This is a genomic window from Streptomyces dengpaensis (assembly GCF_002946835.1).
Taxonomy (GTDB): Bacteria; Actinomycetota; Actinomycetes; order Streptomycetales; family Streptomycetaceae; genus Streptomyces; species Streptomyces dengpaensis.
In genome coordinates, this window is the sequence record NZ_CP026652.1 from 1,298,967 (window position 1) to 1,317,134 (window position 18,168).

An 18,168-nucleotide genomic window follows, 5' to 3' on the forward strand; every position below is an offset into this window, starting at 1 on the left:
CGGTTGCATTGGGCACTGCGAACGCCGTGGAAGGCCCCGCACCCGGCCGGATGTGGTCCTGGCCGACAAGACATCCCACGCGGATAGGAGTCAAACGGCCATGACAGCGGTCCCCAACCACGGTCAGGGAACGCCCGATCGCGTTCGGGACGAAGGGGCCAGCGGGTAAGGCCGGTAGTCGCCCATCGGTCTCCATGGCCAAGATCTGGACGACGTGAGCAGGCTCAAGCACGCCAGGCGATCAAGGACTGCGAACGCCGACTCGCCCGCTACCAGGCCGCCTTCGAAGCCGGAGCCGACCCCGCCGTCGTCACCCAATGGATCAACGAGGCGCAGAGAGACAGGGAAGCGGCGCGGAAGAAACTCGACGCGCTCCCCGCCGCCGCCCGGAAGAAGGAACCCCCGCTCGACGCCCAGGAGTCCGAGGAGCCGGATGAAGATCAGGTAGAGCATGCGCAGCGCCATACAGCCCGAGGCTGCCATCACCGGACCGGAGTGCAAAGTGCCCGGTCAACTGCTATGCGTGCCTTTTCGGCACCCCACAGGGATCCGGCGTGGTTGACCACCCCGCGACCGTCGGCCGAGGCAACAAGCCTGGGGGCGTGACCCGGTAGTGTGCAAGGAGAAAGTGCCTTCCCGCTGTGATGACAGAGACCTTCGACAAGCCTCATCTTCCAATTCAGAAGGCACTTTCGCTTTCCCGATCAAGATCCGGACAGCATGCTAAGCGAAACGCGCAGGCTAGGGCACGATGTGGCCGGCCACGCGGAAGAGTCGATACCACTCCTCACGGGTCAACGGGAGCTCCGAGCCCGCCGCCGACTCGGCCACCCGACCTGGGTTGGTGGTCCCGAGTACTACCTGCATGTTCGCCGGATGGCGAGTGATCCACGCGACGGCGATCCCGGTGGGAGTCACATCGTACTTCGCGGCCAACTCGTCGAGGACGGCGTTCAGTTCCGGATAGTTCTCGAGGTCACCGATGAAGACCCCGTCGAAGAACCCCTTCTGGAACGGCGACCACGCCTGCACGGTCATTCCCCGGAGGCGTGAGTAGTCGAGCAGGCCGTTGTCGCGGTCGACCGACTGACCGAGATCGGCCATGTTGGCGGCGATTCCCGAGGCGATCATCGGGCAGTGGGTGATACTCAGCTGCACCTGGTTGGCCACCAGCGGTTGGCGCACCGCCGTCTTAAGCAGTTCGATCTGTCCCGGTGTGTGGTTGGAAACGCCGAAGTTCTCGACCTTCCCGGCCGAGTGGAGCTCGTCGAAGGCCGCGGCCACCTCCTCCGGCTCCACGAGGGTGTCGGGCCGGTGCAGCAGGAGCACGTCGAGGTACTCGGTGCGCAGGGCCGCCAGCGACTCGTCGACGGTGCGCACGATGTGCTCTTTGGAGAAGTCGAAGAAGCCGGACCGGATGCCGACCTTGCTCTGGATGACGATCGACTCCCGCTCCGCAGCAGAGAGTTTGATGGCCTGCCCGAACCGCGCTTCGCACGCGTGGCGGGAGGGGCCGTAGATGTCCGCGTGGTCGAAGGTGTTGATCCCGGCGTCCCGGGCGCTGCCGTAGAGGGTGCGGATGTCGTCATCTGCTAGTTCGGCGATGCGCATCAGCCCCAGGACGACGTTCGACGCGCGCAGTTCGGTCTGGGGGAAGGAGATCATTTTCATGGGACCATCCTGTCCGAGCGTGCTGACGGAGCGCGAGCGACCCCCGCATGACGATCGCAGGCCCAATCCATCCAGCACCGAGTCGATGATCAAGATTGTTCAGCAGGGACCTGCCCACTCGACACCGCCAGCCCGCACAGCATCCTGCGCCGCGACGACCTGGCGATACGCACCGAGCGCACCGTCTGGGCCGCCCGCCGCATCTGATCCCGAGCACTCCCGGGTTGCCCGCCGGTCGCCCCGGGATCACCGATCAGGACGCCCCTCGATCAGGATCCCCGTCCAATCCGATCAAATGTGCTGAGCGGTAACTGGAGCCCGCTCAGGATGTGCCACGGATGTCCTCCCACAGTGGCGTCAGCCGCATGAGCTGCTCATCCCGCCAGCGAACCCGCTCTTCCCATCGGTCCAGCGGCAAGAGAGTGCGACGCTGGCGTACCGCGGTCGACACCAAGTCCGGCGTCCACTGGTCGTTCTGCCCGCGCTCGGCGCCCATTCGCGCATACGCGGGGCCCATCTTCTCCGCGTGTGATTCAAGGCCGCCGCGGGTGTTGAGGTCCACGGTCTCGAACGGGCCGATGAGGCTCCATCGGCGCCCCAGACCGCTGCGGACGACTTCGTCGATCTCGTCGACGGTCGCTACCCCGTCGCGGACCAGGCAGTAGGCCTCACGGAGTATCGCGCCTTGGAGACGGTTGAACACGAAGCCTTCCGGTTCATGGTTGACCGTGATCGGGCGTAGCCCCGCACCGGTGTAGACGGTGCGAGCGCGCTCGACGGCCCATGTAGCGGTGCTGGGTGAGGGGACGAGCTCAATCACCGGGATGAGGTACGGCGGGTTGCCGGGGTGGCCGATCAGGATCCGCTCCCCCAGCCCTTCGGGCAGGTCCGCTGCGATCAGACTGGGACGTATCGCTGAGCTTGAGCTGGCGAACACCGCTTCAGCAGGCGCGCTCTGGGCCGCACTCCGGATCAAATCCTGCTTGACCCCCACCCGCTCCGGGGCGCATTCCTGCACCAGCGCCACCCCCTCGACCGCCTCCGCCAATTCGCGAGCGAACGTCACCCGCTCACTCACCGCGCTCGGAGTCTCTACGAGGCCGTGCACGGACAACTGGTCGAGGCGGTCCAAGAGTTCATCGTTGGCTCGCTCCAGAGCCGCCGGGTACGGATCCCACAGCCGGACCTCGTGCCCGGCCCTCGCGAAGACGATCGCGAAGGCGACCCCGATGGAGCCGGCGCCGGCGATGGCGACCGGCTCCGTCGGGCCATGCGCCGGCTCAACATCTGTGCTCGTCACACCGACCACCAGGTGCGGTCGTTGTCGTAGCCACGCTGGAGGATCTCGATCACGGACTCGTGGGTGAGGTCGCGCGGGTTGTTGGCCGTCAGGCGGGTCGCGAGCATCGCCTGGTCGGCCACGTAGGAGAAGTCTTTTGGGTCCAGGCCGAGCGTCTTCAGGTCGGTCGGACAGCCGACGGTCTCCAGCAGCGCCTCGATGCGGGAGATGCCGGCCTTCGCCTGATCCAACACCGTCGACTCGGGGTCCGCAGCGCCGAGCAGCGTACCGATCTCGGCGAATTCCGCGATCCGGGTCGGCAGGTTGAAGCGCATCACGTACGGCAGAAGCGCTCCGACGCCGAATCCGTGCGAGGTGTGGGTCAGTGCACCGATCGGGGACTGGATCGCGTGCGCCGCAGCGGTGCCGGCGGTGTTGATGGCCATGCCCGCGTTGTACGCGGCCAGCATGGTCGCGGAGCGTGCCTCGATGTCGGTCGGGTCGGCGACCACGCCCGCCAGGGACGAGTTGAGCAGGGTCAGGCCGCTGCGGCAGAAGATGTCGGTCAGCGGGTTCTTGCCGATGTAGAGGTGGTTGGCCAGGAAGTCGGGGGTCACATCTTTGACGCGGTCGGTGAATGTCTCGACCAGGTGGGTCAGCGCGTCCGCTGCCGTGGCCGCGGTGAGTGCCGGCGGGCAGGAGACCGTGAGTTCGGGGTCGATGACGGCGGCGTACGCCTCCAGGTGGGGGCTGGCCACGCCGATCTTCATGCCCTTGTCCTGGTCGAAGACGACCGAGATGCAGGTGACTTCGGCGCCGGTGCCGGCAGTGGTGGGTACGGTGATGACCGGTAGCCCGGGGCCGGGGACGAGGAACTCGCCGTAGTAGTCGCGGACGTCGCCGCCGTGGGCGAGGACGGCGGCAGACACCTTCGCCAGGTCGAGGCAGGATCCGCCGCCGACGGCGAGCAGGGCGTCCACGTCGGCGTCGCCGTACCGGTCGACGACGGTGAGTACGTTCTCGCGGGGCAGGTCCGGTTCGGCCTCGGAGAACACTGAGACCGTGATCCCTTGTCCTTCGATGGCGGTCACCATGTCCTTGAACTCGCTCACCTGTGCCATGCGGGCGTCGGTGACGACGAGGACGTGGCGTCCGATCTCGCCCAGGAGATGGGGCAGGTGGCGCCGTTCGCCGGGGCCGAAAATGACGGTCTTGGGCTGGCGGAGGACGCCGAGGGAGCCGACGCACGCGGTCACAGGCCTGCCTCCGTCTCGTTCACGGTGATGGCGAGGTACTTGGGTTCGAGGAACTCGTAGATCGCCTCGTGTCCGCCTTCGCGGCCGAGGCCGGAAGCCTTGATGCCGCCGAACGCGGCAGCGGGGTCGGCCATGATGCCGCGGTTGATGCCGACCATGCCGAAGTCGAGGCGCTCACTCACGGCGATGGCGCGGTCCACGTTGCGGGTGAACACGTACGCGGCGAGCCCGTACGTGGTGTCGTTGGCGACCTTGACCGCCTCGGCGGCCGAGTCGACGGTGTAGATCGTCGCGATGGGGGCGAACAGCTCCTGGTGGCACAGGTCGTCATCGGCCTCGGTCACGGAGAAGACGGTCGGCTCGAAGAAGAATCCGTCGCCCGGCACCTCCTTGCCGCCGGTCAGCAGGGTCGCGCCGATCTTGGAGAAGCCGTCTACGAGTTCCTTGACGGTGTCGCGCTGGCGGGCCGAGATGATCGGGCCGACCTCGGTGGCCGGATCGAAGCCGTCGCCGACCTTCAGCTTCTCGGTCAGCGCGACGAACTTGGCCGTGAACTCCTCAGCGACACTGCTGTCGACGATGATCCGGTTGGCCGCGACACACGCCTGGCCGGCGTTGCGGAACTTGCACACGATCGCCTGCTCGGCCGCCAGGTCCAGGTCGGCGTCGTCGAGCACGATGAACGGGCCGTCGCCGCCGAGTTCCATCGAGGCGTTGGTGATGTTCGCGGCGGCCTGGCTCAGCAGGGTGCTGCCCACACCGGTGGAGCCGGTGAAGCTCACCTTGCGCAGCCGGCTGTCCGCCATGAGCGCCGCCGACACCTTGGACGAGGTCGTGGTGTGGACGAGGTTGACCACACCCGCCGGGAAACCGGCGTCGTGCAGCGCCTGTACGAACAGCGCGCAGGTCAGCGGGGTCTCCTTCGCGGACTTCACCACGACGGTGCATCCGGCGGCGAGCGCCGCGCCGGCCTTGCGGGCAATCATCAGCAGCGGGAAGTTCCACGGAGTGATGAGCAGGCAGGGGCCGACGGGCTGGTGGGTGGTGACGACGCGGTAGGCGCCTCGGGAGCCGTGCGCGTAGGTGCCGTGGAGGTGGGCGATCTGCTCGGCGTACCAGAGGAAGAAGTCGACCGAGAGCTGGAACTCGCCCCGGGCCTCGCCCAGCGGCTTGCCGCTCTCCAGCGTCATGGTCTCGACGATGTCGTCGGCACGCTCCAGGAGCAGCCGGTGCGCGCGGTGGAACAGATCGGCACGCTCGCGCGGAAGCACATGCCGCCAGGCGTCCTGGGCGGCGACGGCCGCGTCGAGCGCGGCGCGTGACTGCTCCACCGTGCCGTCGGCGACCTCGGCGATCGTCCGGCCGTTGGCGGGGTTGACGACCGAGAACGTCTCGGCTGCGTGGGTCCACGCACCGTCGATGTACAAATCGACGGGTATCTCCCGTCCGCGGACCTGTGCGGTGACCGGCGCGGTCGGTGTCGTCATGGAAGGGTCCTCCTCTTTCGGCGGGAGCGGTGCGGCGGCAGCCAACCGGCTCGGGTGGAGCTGCCGCCGTTACGGCACGGCACGTTCCCGCGGTGTCGTATTACCGTCATCTCGTATTACGCTACGGGCCAAAGTGCCGGATCCGGTCTGGTGCATCGATTTGAGACAGTGCCTCACCAGCCCCAAGAGCCGCCGGGCCTGGCAAGCGACAGTTGGAGGTTGAGGGAGCCGCCATGAGCACTTCGAGACTGACGCGACACGCGGCACCGCTGCGGCAGCAGATCACACGGCTGCTTCGGGAAGACATCCTGAGCGGGACCTTCCAGCCTGGCGACGCCCTGCGCGAGAGCGCCCTGTGCGAGGCCTACGACGTCTCACGCACCGTGGTCAGAGAGGCGCTGCGCCAACTGGAGGCGGAGCGGCTGGTGACGGTGGTCGCCCACCACGGTCCGGTCGTGACCGTGTTGACGCCGCGGGACATTGAGCAGATCTACGAGGTACGGCGCGCGCTCGAGGGCCTGGTGGGCGAACTCTTCGTGGCACGTGCGTCGGAGCAGGTGAAGAAGGACTTGCAAGCGCTCCTGATCGAGATGGAGACGACCTACCTCAGGGGCACCGTCCAGACACGGGAGGAGGCGAACGAGCGGTTCTACGGGCTCCTGCTCGAAGGGGCAGGCAACCCGGTCCTCGCCGAGGACGTCGCCCGCGTCCACGCTCGGGTCCAGATCTTTCGCCGCTACGCGTTCATCGACGACGAACGGGCGCGGATCTCGTTCGAGGAATTCGGCCGCATCATCGAAGCCGCGGCTGTCTCGTGTGACGCCGTCGCGGCACGAGCCGCGTGCGAGCACCATGTCCATGGCGCGGCGGCGTTGGCCGTCGAGGAGTATCGCCAGCGTCTGGCCCGAGGCCTCAAGCGACTCGAATGATCCGGAATCGACACTCGTCGATCTTCCTCTGATTACAGAATCATCGCGAGATGGCGCTAGACGGGCCATGCCGCATTATGCTCCGGCTCTGCATTAGGAAGGGAAGGGCATGTCGACTGGGCCAGTCAACGCACTCAAAGACGAATGGTTGACCGGCAACACCGACCGCATCGATGTGGCGCCTGCGCTGCTGAGATCCTGGGAGCGTTCCCGGGAGGCGCTCGGTGTGCCGACCAATGTCCGCGAGGTGCCGCATGTCGCGGAAGATGAGCTCGATCAGCATCTTCTGGATCTTTTTCAGGCGCCGATGTCGCGTTTCTCCGCCGACTTGTCGGGAACGGGCGTCGGCCTTCTGCTCGCGGACGCCCAGGGCCGTATTCTCGGGCGCTGGGCCGCGGACCATGACGCTTGGCGCCACTTCGACAGAGTCGGCACCGACCGCGGGGCCGTCCTGGACGAGTCGCTCGTGGGCACCAACGGCGTCGGTACGGCCCTGGCGACCGGGAGTTGCGTCCAGATCACCGGCGCCGAGCATTACGCGGACATGTACAGCGACGCCGTCTGCACCGGAACGCCGATCCGGCACCCGCTGACCCAGAAGATCGTCGCTGTGGTGACGTTGTCCAGCGGGATCATCGAGGGCCGTTCGCTGCTGCGGCCCATGGTCAAGACGGTCGCCGACCAGTTGCAGCAGCATCTCCTCGATGTGGCCTCCCCCCAGGCCCGGGCGGTCTTCCAGGCGTTCGTGGACGCCTCGAAGGCGAAGGCCGGCGCGGTGGTCGGCTTCGGTCCGCAGGGACTGATCATGCAGAGCCAGGGCGCCGCCCGACTGTCCAGCGCGGATGTCGCGGTGCTCGGAGAGCTGGTCCAGCGGCAGTCCGGTGGCCGGTTCATCATCGAGCTCTCCGGCGGCCTCACCGAGGTCCGGCTGGCTCCGGTCGAGACGGGCGCCGGAGCGATCGTCTCCCTCCAGCGGGGCAGGACCTCGACCAGCACCGCGCTGGGGCCGGCCCGCACGCAGCTGATCGGACGCTCGCCGGACTGGATGGCGGCTCTGCACGCGGTCGCACGAAGGCGGGAGGCGACGCGGCCGGTGGTGATCGCCGGCGAGGCCGGCGTCGGGAAGACGTCGCTCGCCCTGGGGCTCCCCTTCCGTTCCGGCGATCCCGGGCCAGGTGCCCACATCGTGATCGACACGGTGGAGCGGACCCTGATCGGCGGGAAGCGATGGCTTCGCAACATCGCGGAGCGGCTGCAAGGCGGAGCGCCCGTCATCGTCAAGGGCTTCGACGCCCTCGACCCCGCTGCCAGGCTCGCGCTGGCCGGGCTGTTGGAGATGAGCGTTCTGAAGGGCCCGGTGATGCTCACCGCCACGCTTCGCTCGGCCGCGGAGGCGGAGGAGACGGCGGTCGGTCTCGGGGCGTCCCATGTGTGGGTTCCGCCGCTGCGGGAACGTACCGCCGACCTGCCCGCGCTGTGGCGCTACTTCACGGACCGGGCCATGCCGGGCGTCGGCCTGGAACCGCATGCGGAGACCCTTGGCCTGCTCACCGGATACCAGTGGCCGCGCAACCTCAAGGAACTCCACAACGTCGTGGAGGGGTTGGCGTTGGCCGGTAAGCGCGGATACGTCCTGCCCAGTGACCTGCCGGAGCGGATCCAGGGTTCGCGTGCGCTGACCATGATCGAGCGTGCCGAGCTCGAGGCGATCTCCCGGGCGCTGCGGGAAGCGGACGGGAACCGTTCCCGTGCCGCGGAGATACTCGGCCTGTCCCGGGCGACGATCTACCGCAAGATGAAGGCCTACAAGATCACCGACTCGTGACGGACGACTTCGAGGCGGCATCCGCGTAGCCCCTTCGCAGCCACAGGTATGCACAGAGTGGTCCGGGACCAGAGTCCCGGACCACTTTGTCGTTCGGTAGTCATCCGGCCGTGGGCAGCGCCCTTTGGCGTCGGCGCTGGGCCAGCCCGCGAAGGGCGGGGGCGGCCTGGCGCAGCAGGACCACCGCGGCCAGGACCGCTGCCTGCGCGATGAGTTGCTGAGCGTCGTTCCAACCCAGCGAGCGCAGCAGCTGTCCGAGCTGGGTGAGGAAGAGCGCCCCGACGCCGCTGGCCACGATGCTCGCGAGACCGCCGGTCATGGCGGTGCCGCCCAGTACTACGGCCGCGACCGTCGGAAGGACGTAGCTGTCCCCGATGAAGAGCCCGGGAGTGCGGGTGTAGCCGGCCAGGAGAACACCGGCGGCGCCGTAGGCGAGGCCCGCGAACCCGTAGGCGACGACCTGGTAGAGGGTGACGCGGATGCCCAGCGCCGAGGCGGTGGGAACGCTGACGCCGATGTAGGTCAACCGGCGCCCGACCGCCGAGCGCTTGGCGATGATGCCGCCCACGGCGAGCATGAGGACCGCGATGATGAACGTGTTCGGGATGCCGAAGGTCCGGTCGACGGAGAACCGGCTCAGGCCGCCCGGCGCGGTGGCCGGTGAGCCGCCGGAGATAGCGAGGACGGTGCCCAGCAGGACCGCGTTCATGCCGAGCGTCACGACCAGCGGCATGACGCGGGCGACCGCGACCAGGACTCCGTTGACCAGGCCGACGAGAGCGGGGGCGATCACGGCGACGGTGACGGCGAGCCACGCCGGCCAGCCGTGGGACTGGACCATGCAGGTGCACAGGGCCGCGGCGAGCGCGATCATGCCGGGCACCGACAGGTCGAGGCCGCGTTGCTGCACGACGAGGGTCTGGCCGGCGGCCGCCATGGCGAGCACGGCGGCGAAGGGCAGCATGCTCAGCAGCGGGGCTGAGCCCAGGCTGCCCTGCGCGATGGCGGGGCTGAGGGCGAAGAGGATGATCGTGGCGATCACGATCCCCACCCCGCTGCCCGACAGGAGACGGCGCCAGGTGGCGCCCGCGTCGAAGGTGCCCATGGCGTTCCCGTCATAACTCGCAGGGGGACGGGAGGCGTTGGTGGGTCGGGTGGTCATGCGTGTGCTCCCGTCCGGCGAGTACGGCGGAGCTGCGCGTACAGCACCGCGGCGCCGATGGTGACGAGGCCCGGGAGCCAGTAGCCCCAGGCAGGGGAAAGGTTGAGGAACGGGGAGACATTGACCAGCTGCTGAGCGAGGAGTGCCGCGGCGATGATCCCGATGAACGAACCGCGACCGCCGAAGATGCTCGCTCCCGCGAGCACGACCACGGTCACCGAATTGAGGGTGTAGGCGAGACCGGGACGGCCGTCACCGATGCCGATCTGGGCCATCAGGATGATGCCGGCGGGCAGGACCAGAACGGAGCAGATCACGTACGAGGTGAACTGGATCAGCCGTATCTTCACCCCGAGCCGCTCCGCGGCGTCCGGCTCGGACCCCAGAGCCCGCAGCTCGACGCCCCACCGGGTGCGGCGCAGTGCCAGCTCAAGGAGGAGCACGAGGAGCACCGCGATGATGGTCACCAGCGGAACCGCGCCGAAGTGGGCCTGGATGCCAGCTGCCACCGCCGGGAAGATCGTGCCGCCCGGCGTGTCCCGCAGGGACAGGTAGATGCCCTGGAGGGCCATGTAGACCGCGAGGGTGGCGACGACCGGGTTGATGCGGAACCAGGTCACCATGACGCCGTTGATCACGCCTACGGCGAGCGCGCCGGCGGCCATGATGATCAGACCGACGACGAGGTTTCCGCCGTCCACGATCCAGTACGACCCGATCACGACCAGGAAGCCCATGAGGGGGCCGACGGACAGGTCGAACCCTGCTCCCATGACGACGACCTGCTGCGCGGCACCGACCAGCAACAGCGGCGCGAGCATGAGCAGGAGGTTGTTGAGGTTGAGCTGGCCGAAGTAGTCGCCATTGTGCATTCCGGTACCGAGACCGAGGAGCACGACGATCAGCGCGATCACCGCCGCGGGGGCCTGGTCGCCGGCCAGCCAGTCCCGCAGTCGGCGACGCTTCGCCGGCCGGGTCTTCTCGTGGCCGCGCACGCTCGTCGAGGTCAGGGCGGCGTGCGCGATGGCCGCTTCGGTGATCTCCTCACCGGTGAGCTCCTCGACGACGCTTCCGCGCGACATGATCAGCACGCGGTGGCACAGGCCCTCCAGCTCGACGTTGTCGGAGGAGAGCACGATGACGGCGGCGCCGTCGTCGGCCGCGGTGCGCAGGATCTTGTACAGGTCGACGCGTGCACCGGCGTCGACACCTTGGGTGGGCTCCTCCACCACGAGGACCTTCGGTGTCGCGAGCAGCGTGCGTGCCATGACGGCCTTCTGCTGGTTGCCTCCGGACAGCGAGCTGATCGGCGTATCGGGGGTCGGCGTCTTGATCGCGAGGTTGCGGATCTGGTCCCTCGCGGTGGCCTGAGTCCGTACGTCGCTGACCAGGCCGAAGCGTCGGACCTTGTGCAGGGTGCGCGCCACGATGTTCTCGCTCACGCCGAGTGGCAGGAAGACACCTTCGCCGTGCCGGTCGGCCGGTACGTAGACGACACCGGCGTTCGCCGCCGCCGCGTTCCCGCCGCTGACCCGCTGCCCGTCGACGACGACCTCGCCCGACGTCGAGACCAGGCCGGCCAGGGCACGGACGAGCTCGGTCTGGCCATTGCCCTGGACCCCGGCCAGTCCGACGATCTCGCCGGAGCGGACGGTCAGGGAGATGTCGTCGAAGCCGTGACCGGACAGCCCGGTCACGACGAGTCGCTCGGCCGCGCCCGCGGGAACAGCTTCCTTGGCGGGGAAGACCGTCTCCAGTTTGCGGCCCACGACGCGCTCGACGATCTGCGCCTCGGTGACGGCCCCGGCGCCGAAGGTTCCGCGTGTCTGGCCGTCGCGAAGGACCGTGATCCGGTCGGCGATCTGTTTCACCTCAGGGATGCGGTGCGAGATGTAGACGACACCGGCGCCGGTCGCGACGGTCTCGCGGACCTTCGTGAACAGACGTTGCACTTCTTCGGCGTTGAGATGCTCGGTGGGCTCGTCGAGGATCAGGACCTTCGGGTTCAGCGCGAGCGCCTTGGCGATCTCGATGATGAACCGCTTCTCCATCGACAGATCGCCGACGCGGGCGCGCGGGTCGATCTCCATCTCCCACGGCGCGAGCGTCTCGCGGGCCCAGGCGGCCGCGCGGCGCAGTCCGCCGACGCGCTGGTACCCGACGCCGAGGGCCATGTTCTCCGCCACTGTCAGGTCGGGCAGAAGCGCCGGATGCTGGCGCACGATTCCGAGCCCGAGGCCGCGCGCCTGCTCGGGTTGCGCGTGCGTGAGCTGGGCGCCGCCGATGACGACGGTGCCGTCGTCCGCCGCCAACGCGCCCGAGGCCACGGCCATCAGCGTGGACTTGCCGGCGCCGTTCTCGCCGACCAGGGCGTGGACTTCGCCCGGGCGGACGTCGAAGCTGACCTCGTCCAGTGCGCGCACGCCCGGGAAGGACTTGCCGATGCCCTGCATGGAGAGCACCGAAGCGGCTTGCCCTGCCGTCTGACTTGCCGCGTGGTGGGACTGGGAGGGGTTGGGGCTGGCGCCCTGCTGCGGTGGCCGGACCTGAGTCTCAGGCCCTTTGCTGCCGAAGTTGGTCACGTCGGACTCCTGGAGGATTGAGGGGCGCGGACCTGAGTGGTCGGCCGGCGCCTCGGCTCGTTGACGGGGCCCTTACTGGGCGAGGTAGCCGCCGTCGATGACGAGCTCGGAACCGGTCACGAAGCTGGCCTCGTCGGAGGCGAGGAAGACGACTCCGGCGGCGATCTCCTCGGGCCGTCCGGCGCGGCCCATCGGGGTCTGGGAGATGACGTACTCGTTCACCTCAGGGGCCTGAGCCTCGGTCAGGGGGGTCCAGATGAAACCGGGGTGGACCGAGTTCACGCGGACGCGTTCCTTGGCGTAGCTGACGGCGGCGCTCTTGGACATGTTGCGCACCGCGCCCTTGGTCGCGTGGTAGGCGTGCGCACCGGCGACAGCGGCGCTGCCCCAGATCGAGGAGACGTTGATGATGCTGCCGCCGCCCTGGGTGATCATCTGCGGGATCACCTCACGCATCCCGAGCCAGGTGCCGGTCTGGTTGACCGCGACGACCCGGTTCCACTCCTCACTGGTGAGTTCGTGGACGGTCTCATAGGCGATGATGCCGGCGTTGTTGACGAGGAAGTCGACGCGCCCGTGGTGGTCGATGACCTCGGCGATCACACGCTGCCAGTCGGCTTCGCTGGACACGTCGAGGGACGCGTAGGTGACGCCGGCGCCGAATGAGTCGTCGGCGGCAGCGCGGCTGGTCGCGATGACGGCCGCGCCCTCGGCCGCCATGGCGTCGACGATCGCGTGGCCGATGCCGCGCGAGGCGCCGGTGACGATGCCGACCTTACCGTCGAGTCGATTCATGGGTGCTCCTCGGATATCCGTACGTGGCTGCGTGGTTGGGTTTCTGCGGGAAAGGGGGTTCGTGCGGGAAATCGCTGTCGAAAGCGCTGAGGTCGGCCGCCCGGGCCGTGAAGGAATTCGTGAAGGCCCGGGCATCTGCTGGGAATTGCGATGACCTCAATGCCGACTGGGCTGCTACAGGGCCTACTTGTAGAGAGCCTTGATCTGCTCGGTGGTCAGACCGGAAGAGAGAATCGCGTCAGCGGGCAGCGACTTGTCGTACTTCGGCATCATCTTCGGGTTGGTCGAGTCCTCGATGATCTCCAGGTTGTACGTCGAGGGCTCGGTGTCGGTGATGCCGTTGTAAGCGGCGAGCCCCTTGTTCAGAGCAGCCTCGACAACCCAGTTACGGGACGACTCGGTCGCGATCTGAAAGCTCGGGTACTGCTTGTGGTACTGGTACCAGAGGGACGCGAACTCGTTGGAGTCATTGGCCGACCAGACCGGCAGCGGCTTGTTCGCGGCGATGAACGCGCGGATACCGCCGACCGAACCGCCGCCGAAGTCGGAGACGATGCCGTCGATCTTCCCGTACTTCGTGATGAGACCGGCCACGACCTGTTGCGTCTTACTGACGTCCCAGTCGGTGGCGACGTAGCCGTCCGCGTTGAGCAGGTGCACGTCGGGATTGGCCGCGACGGCCTTCTTGACGCCCTCGTAGACGGTCTGGGAGTAGGCGCTGCCGGCGACACCGCCGAGCATGATCAGGTTGCCCTTGCCGTGCATCGCCTTGACGGTCCAGTCGGCGAGGTTCTTGCCGTACTCCTCGACGTTCTCGGAGACGAAGTCGACGTAGTCCTTGCCCGGAGTGCCGCCGATGCCGGAGACGATCGGCACGACCGCGACGCCGGCCGCGGTCGCCTTCTGGACGGCCGGCAGGAGGGCCTGTCCGGCGTCGCCGAAGGTGACGATCACCTTGACGCCCTGGGCGACCATCGAGTTGATGTCCGAGATCGCCTTCTGGGTGTTGTTCTGGGCGTCGGTCACCACGACCTGGGTGATGTTCTTGCACTTGGCCGCCTGGGCCTTGAAGAGCGCGATCGTGGCCTTGCGCCAGGTGTTGTTGTTGTTGCCGTCGGCGTAGCCGACCTTGATCGGCTTGGTGCCGCAGAACTTGCTGATGTCCGGGATGTCGGCCTGCACGCCGACACCGCCCACCTTCACGGTCGGCCACGGGCCGCCGGAGGCGCCGGAATCACCGGAGCCACCGGAACCGGTCGATCCGACGGAGCTGGTGGACAGACCCCCGCAGGCGCTGAGTGCCATGGCCATGGCGGCGGCGACGTTGGTCGCTGCGACGGCCCGCTTCTTGATGAACATGGAATGTCTCCTCGTCGAGAGCGATGAAGGACCTCGGTGGCCCGAGAGCACCAGGTGTGCGCAGGCGCCGGGCCGCGGGAGCCGAGCGCCCGGCCCGACTCCGAGGGCGGGGTCGCCGGCGTGATCGGAGTGATGTGATCGCCTGGGTGAGGGAAACGGGCTCGGTGAGGGCCCCGGCAGAAGGCTGTCGCGAGCAGGACCGTATGACGCGAGTCACTGTGAGACCGCAGTGCCTCATTTTGTGACAGCGTTCACCTTCGACGCCTGGGCGTGGTGATCCTCGACTGGCCGGGCCGACCGTCTGTCGGCCCGAGGAACAGCCAGTACCAGCAACGATGACGTTGAGGAGCACCCATGCCGCTTCCTGGTCCTTCAGACCCGCTTGGGGAGATCTACGCCGAGTGGAGCGCGGAGTTCGAGGCCAACCCGGAGATGTCGCTCCAGCTGATGCGCTGGGTCTTCGAGGACTGGCAGCGCGCGACCGCGGAGCCTGAAGGGGTCACCTACGCCACGACCACCATCGGCGGCGTGCCAGGCGTGCTCGTGACCCCCCTCGACGCGGATCCCTCCCAGGTGATGGTGGTCATGCACGGCGGAGGGTTCGCGCTCGGCTCCTCCGCCAGCCACCGCAAGCTCGCCGGCCACCTGGCCAAGGCCTGCGGAACGCATGCGTTCGTCCTGGACTTCCGGCTCGCGCCGGAGTTCCCGTTCCCGGCGCAGATCCAGGACGGCCTCGCCGTCCACCAGGCCCTCCTGGATCAGGGCATCAAGGCCGACGACGTCTCCTTTGTCGGCGACAGCGCCGGTGGCAACCTGGCGATCGCGATGACGCTCACGCTGCGCCGCGACGGCCGCCCGCTGCCCGGACGAGTCCTGACGATGTCGCCGTGGCTGAACATGGAGAACAGCGGTGCCACGATCGAGACCAACAACGACACCGACTTCCTGATCACGCGCGAGGGCCTCGCCGGGAACATCGCCCGGTATCTCTCCGGCGGCGCGGACCCGACGGACCCCTACGTCAACCCGCTCTACGCCACCTATGAGGGCTTCCCGCGGCTCTACGTCTGCGCGGCCGACACCGAGTCCCTCTTCGAGGACTCCGAGCGCCTGGTCGACCTGGCCGAGCGCGCCGGCGTAGACGTGACGTTCTCCATCGGCAAGGGCATGCAGCACGTCTTCCCGTTCCAGGCCGGGCGCCTTACGCGCGCCGACGAGGAGATCGCCGCCATGGCCGCCTGGTACCGGTCCTGACCAGCACCGTACCGGCGCCCTGGCCAGAGCTCTGACCGCGTCTTACCCCGTTTTTCCTTTTGCGCGCTCCTCCCTGAGTGCCCATCTGTCATCACTCGGTGAAAGGACCGACACTTACATGACCAGCAAGCCCGACTACGACGCCATCGTCATCGGCGCCGGCTTCTCCGGCCTGGCGATGCTCCACCACCTGCGCGAGATCGGTCTGTCGACCCTCGTGGTCGACGGCGAGGACGGCGTCGGCGGCACCTGGTGGGTCAACCGCTACCCCGGCGTCCGCACCGACAGCGAGTACAGCTACTACTCGTTCTCCTTCTCCAAGGAGGTCCGCGACGAGTGGACCTGGACCGAGCGGTACCCGGCCGGCGCGGAGGTCCTGACGTATCTCAACTTCGTCGCCGACCGGCTCGACCTGCGCAAGGACATCCGACTGTCCACCCGCGTGGAGAAAGCCGTCTACGACGAGGACGCGAACACCTGGACCGTCCACCTCGGCGACGGCACCACCCTGACCACGACCTACCTCGTCTCCGGCATGGGCGTCCTCTCGCAGGCGATCTTCCCGGCCATCAACGGCATCGCCACCTTCCAAGGCGAGAAGTACCACTCCGCGATGTGGCCACGCGATGGCGCGGACCTGACCGGCAAGCGGGTCGGCCTCATCGGGCTGGGTGCCTCCGGCATCCAGATGGTCCCCGAGATCGCCAAGGTCGCCGGCGACTTCCACGTCTTTCAGCGCACACCGAACTTCATCGTCGAGAGCACGAACGACCCGGTCACCGAGCAGGACATGGCCTACCTGCGTGACCACTACGACGAGATCTACGAGAAGGCGGCCAACCACCCCTTCGGCGTCGCGATGGAGCCGGCCGAGCACAGCGCCCTCGACGTCTCCGCCGAGGAGCGCGAGAGGATCTTCGAGAGCAAGTGGAACGAGGGCGGATTCCACTTCGCCAACGAGTGCTTCACCGACCTGGCCACCAACCACGAGGCCAGCGAGCTCGCCTCGGAGTTCATCCGCAAGAAGATCCGCGAGATCGTCGAGGTTAAGGACGTCGCCGACCTTCTGTCGCCGACCACCTACTCCTTCAACGGCAAGCGTGTCCCGACCGGGCACAATTACTACGCGGCGTTCAACCAGCCGAACGTGCACCTCGTCGACGTCGCCTCGCAGCCGATCAGCCGGATCTCCGAGCGTGGCGTGGTGGTCGGCGACACCGAGTACGAGCTCGACGTGCTGATCTTCGCCACCGGCTTCGACGCCATGACCGGCACCCTGACCAACATCGACATCGTGGGTCGCGGTGGCCGCACGCTGCGCGAGAAGTGGCTCGCCGACGGCCTGAAGTCCAACCTCGGCATCAACGCCAACGGGTTTCCGAACTTCTTCATGTCGCTGGGCCCGCAGACGCCGTACTCGAACCTGCCGGTCCCGATCCAGCTCGGTGCCCAGTGGCTCCAGAGGGCCATCGCGTGGGCGCGTGAGAACGGCGTTCCGTTCCTCGAGGCCACCCCCGAGTCGGAGGCCTGGTGGATGGAGGAGACCGAGCGGGCCGGCAAGGCCACCGTCATGTACTCCGAGGGCAAGAAGGCCAAGGCGTGGTTCCTGGGCGACAACCTCCCCGGCAAGCCTGAGGAGTTCCAGGTCTACATGGGCGGCGGGCAGGTGTACCAGCAGTTCTGCCGTGAGGCTGAGGAGGACGGCTACCGCTCCTTCCTGGCCGACCCGTCGGTCAAGGCCTGAGAACTCGACAGGGAAGGGGAATCGGTATGGGACGTCTGGACGACAAGGTCGCCCTGATCACCGGGGCCGCGATGGGCATGGGCCGGGCGACCGCGGAGCTGTTCGCGGCCGAGGGCGCCAAGGTCGCGGTCACCGACCTGGACGAGGGCAAGGGCAAGGAGGTCGTGGAGGGGATCCGCGCGGCAGGCGGGACTGCGGAGTTCTGGAGCCTGAACGTCGCCCGGGAGGCCGAGGCGAAATCGGTGATCGACGCGGCGGCAGCGGAGTTCGGCGGTCTCGACATCCTCGTCAACTGTGCCGGCATCATCGGCGTCGACAAGCCGACCCACGAGCTCACCGAGGCTGAGTGGGACGCCCTGTTCGCCGTCGATGTGAAGGGCGTCTTCTTCTGCACCAAGCATGCCGTCCCGCACATGATCGAGCGGGGCAAGGGCAGCATCGTCAACTACTCGTCCATCTACGGGATGATCGGGAACGACGAGTTCACGGCGTACCACGTGGCCAAGGGCGCGGTCTCGATGCAGACCAAGCAGGACGCGGCCAGCTACGGCAAGTACGACATCCGCGTGAACTCGGTCCACCCGAGCACGGTTCTGACCCCGCTGGTCGAGGGCATCGCGGCTGAGTTCCCCGGTGGGCTGCCGGCGTACGAGGAGTACATGACGAGCAATCAGTCGCTACGTCGCCTGGGTCGTCCGATCGATGTCGCCTACGGGGTCCTCTACCTGGCCTCGGACGAAGCGAGCTGGGTGACGGGCGTGAACCTGCCGATCGACGGCGGCTATACGGCACGCTGATCGGCCTATTGACGTCGGCCCTTCTCCG

At 67.7% G+C, this 18,168-nt stretch carries 14 protein-coding genes and 1 pseudogene; 6 read left to right on the forward strand and 9 right to left on the reverse strand.

Features of this window, described 5'->3' with window-relative positions; genetic code table 11:
• Nucleotides 1-123: 123 nt before the first annotated feature.
• Both C4B68_RS05910 and C4B68_RS05915 read right to left on the reverse strand, forming a co-directional pair.
• A complete protein-coding gene (locus C4B68_RS05910) occupies nt 124-465 on the reverse strand; it encodes a hypothetical protein (RefSeq protein ID WP_099502842.1) in 342 nt (113 codons plus the stop codon).
• 276 nt (nt 466-741) lie between these two features.
• A complete protein-coding gene (locus C4B68_RS05915) occupies nt 742-1,671 on the reverse strand; it encodes an aldo/keto reductase (RefSeq protein ID WP_099502844.1) in 930 nt (309 codons plus the stop codon).
• A 117-nt stretch (nt 1,672-1,788) separates the two neighbouring features.
• Between C4B68_RS05915 and C4B68_RS44645 the strand changes: the two are divergent.
• Nucleotides 1,789-1,878, forward strand: a pseudogene (locus tag C4B68_RS44645) (SAM-dependent methyltransferase); the annotation flags it as partial.
• Between the two features lie 115 nt (nt 1,879-1,993).
• Here the strand turns inward: C4B68_RS44645 and C4B68_RS05925 are convergent.
• Genes C4B68_RS05925 through C4B68_RS05935 form a run of 3 tightly spaced genes read right to left on the reverse strand, consistent with a single transcriptional unit; the run spans nt 1,994 to nt 5,693 of the window.
• Entirely contained in the window at nt 1,994-2,980 is a 987-nt protein-coding gene (locus tag C4B68_RS05925) for a 3-hydroxyacyl-CoA dehydrogenase (RefSeq protein ID WP_306511384.1), read from the reverse strand.
• Nucleotides 2,968-4,206 carry an iron-containing alcohol dehydrogenase gene (locus C4B68_RS05930; RefSeq protein ID WP_099502846.1) on the reverse strand — a complete coding sequence of 413 codons (1,239 nt, stop codon included), beginning with the start codon at nt 4,204-4,206 and terminating at the stop codon, nt 2,968-2,970. The genes C4B68_RS05925 and C4B68_RS05930 overlap by 13 nt, the downstream gene beginning before the upstream one ends.
• Nucleotides 4,203-5,693 (reverse strand): NAD-dependent succinate-semialdehyde dehydrogenase, encoded by a 1,491-nt coding sequence (locus C4B68_RS05935; RefSeq protein ID WP_099502848.1) that lies wholly within the window; start codon nt 5,691-5,693, stop codon nt 4,203-4,205. Before C4B68_RS05935 ends, C4B68_RS05930 begins: the two co-directional genes overlap by 4 nt.
• A 233-nt stretch (nt 5,694-5,926) precedes the next feature.
• Between C4B68_RS05935 and C4B68_RS05940 the strand changes: the two genes are divergently transcribed.
• Entirely contained in the window at nt 5,927-6,622 is a 696-nt protein-coding gene (locus C4B68_RS05940) for a GntR family transcriptional regulator (protein WP_099502850.1), read from the forward strand.
• A gap of 109 nt (nt 6,623-6,731) precedes the next feature.
• Nucleotides 6,732-8,447, forward strand: coding sequence for a sigma-54-dependent Fis family transcriptional regulator (locus tag C4B68_RS05945; RefSeq protein ID WP_099502852.1), 1,716 nt, complete (start codon nt 6,732-6,734; stop codon nt 8,445-8,447).
• Between the two features lie 100 nt (nt 8,448-8,547).
• Here the strand turns inward: C4B68_RS05945 and C4B68_RS05950 are convergent, their stop codons facing one another.
• The 4 genes from C4B68_RS05950 to C4B68_RS05965 all read right to left on the reverse strand — a co-directional run bounded on the left by C4B68_RS05950 (nt 8,548) and on the right by C4B68_RS05965 (nt 14,345).
• A complete protein-coding gene (locus C4B68_RS05950) occupies nt 8,548-9,609 on the reverse strand; it encodes an ABC transporter permease (protein WP_099502854.1) in 1,062 nt (353 codons plus the stop codon).
• A complete protein-coding gene (locus tag C4B68_RS05955; RefSeq protein WP_206337068.1) occupies nt 9,606-12,191 on the reverse strand; it encodes an ATP-binding cassette domain-containing protein in 2,586 nt (861 codons plus the stop codon). Before C4B68_RS05955 ends, C4B68_RS05950 begins: the two co-directional genes overlap by 4 nt.
• 72 nt (nt 12,192-12,263) lie before the next feature.
• Nucleotides 12,264-12,986, reverse strand: coding sequence for an SDR family NAD(P)-dependent oxidoreductase (locus C4B68_RS05960; RefSeq protein WP_099502858.1), 723 nt, complete (start codon nt 12,984-12,986; stop codon nt 12,264-12,266).
• 183 nt (nt 12,987-13,169) lie between these two features.
• Nucleotides 13,170-14,345 carry a substrate-binding domain-containing protein gene (locus tag C4B68_RS05965; protein ID WP_099502860.1) on the reverse strand — a complete coding sequence of 392 codons (1,176 nt, stop codon included), beginning with the start codon at nt 14,343-14,345 and terminating at the stop codon, nt 13,170-13,172.
• Between the two features lie 354 nt (nt 14,346-14,699).
• Between C4B68_RS05965 and C4B68_RS05970 the strand changes: the two genes are divergently transcribed.
• From C4B68_RS05970 to C4B68_RS05980, 3 genes are all read left to right on the forward strand, one after another.
• Complete coding sequence (locus tag C4B68_RS05970; RefSeq protein WP_099502862.1) at nt 14,700-15,599, forward strand: alpha/beta hydrolase; 900 nt, start codon at nt 14,700-14,702, stop codon at nt 15,597-15,599.
• A 118-nt stretch (nt 15,600-15,717) separates the two neighbouring features.
• A complete protein-coding gene (locus tag C4B68_RS05975; protein WP_099502864.1) occupies nt 15,718-17,343 on the forward strand; it encodes a flavin-containing monooxygenase in 1,626 nt (541 codons plus the stop codon).
• Between the two features lie 26 nt (nt 17,344-17,369).
• Nucleotides 17,370-18,140, forward strand: a complete 771-nt coding sequence (locus tag C4B68_RS05980; protein ID WP_099502866.1) for an SDR family NAD(P)-dependent oxidoreductase — start codon at nt 17,370-17,372, stop codon at nt 18,138-18,140.
• Nucleotides 18,141-18,168: the final 28 nt, after the last annotated feature.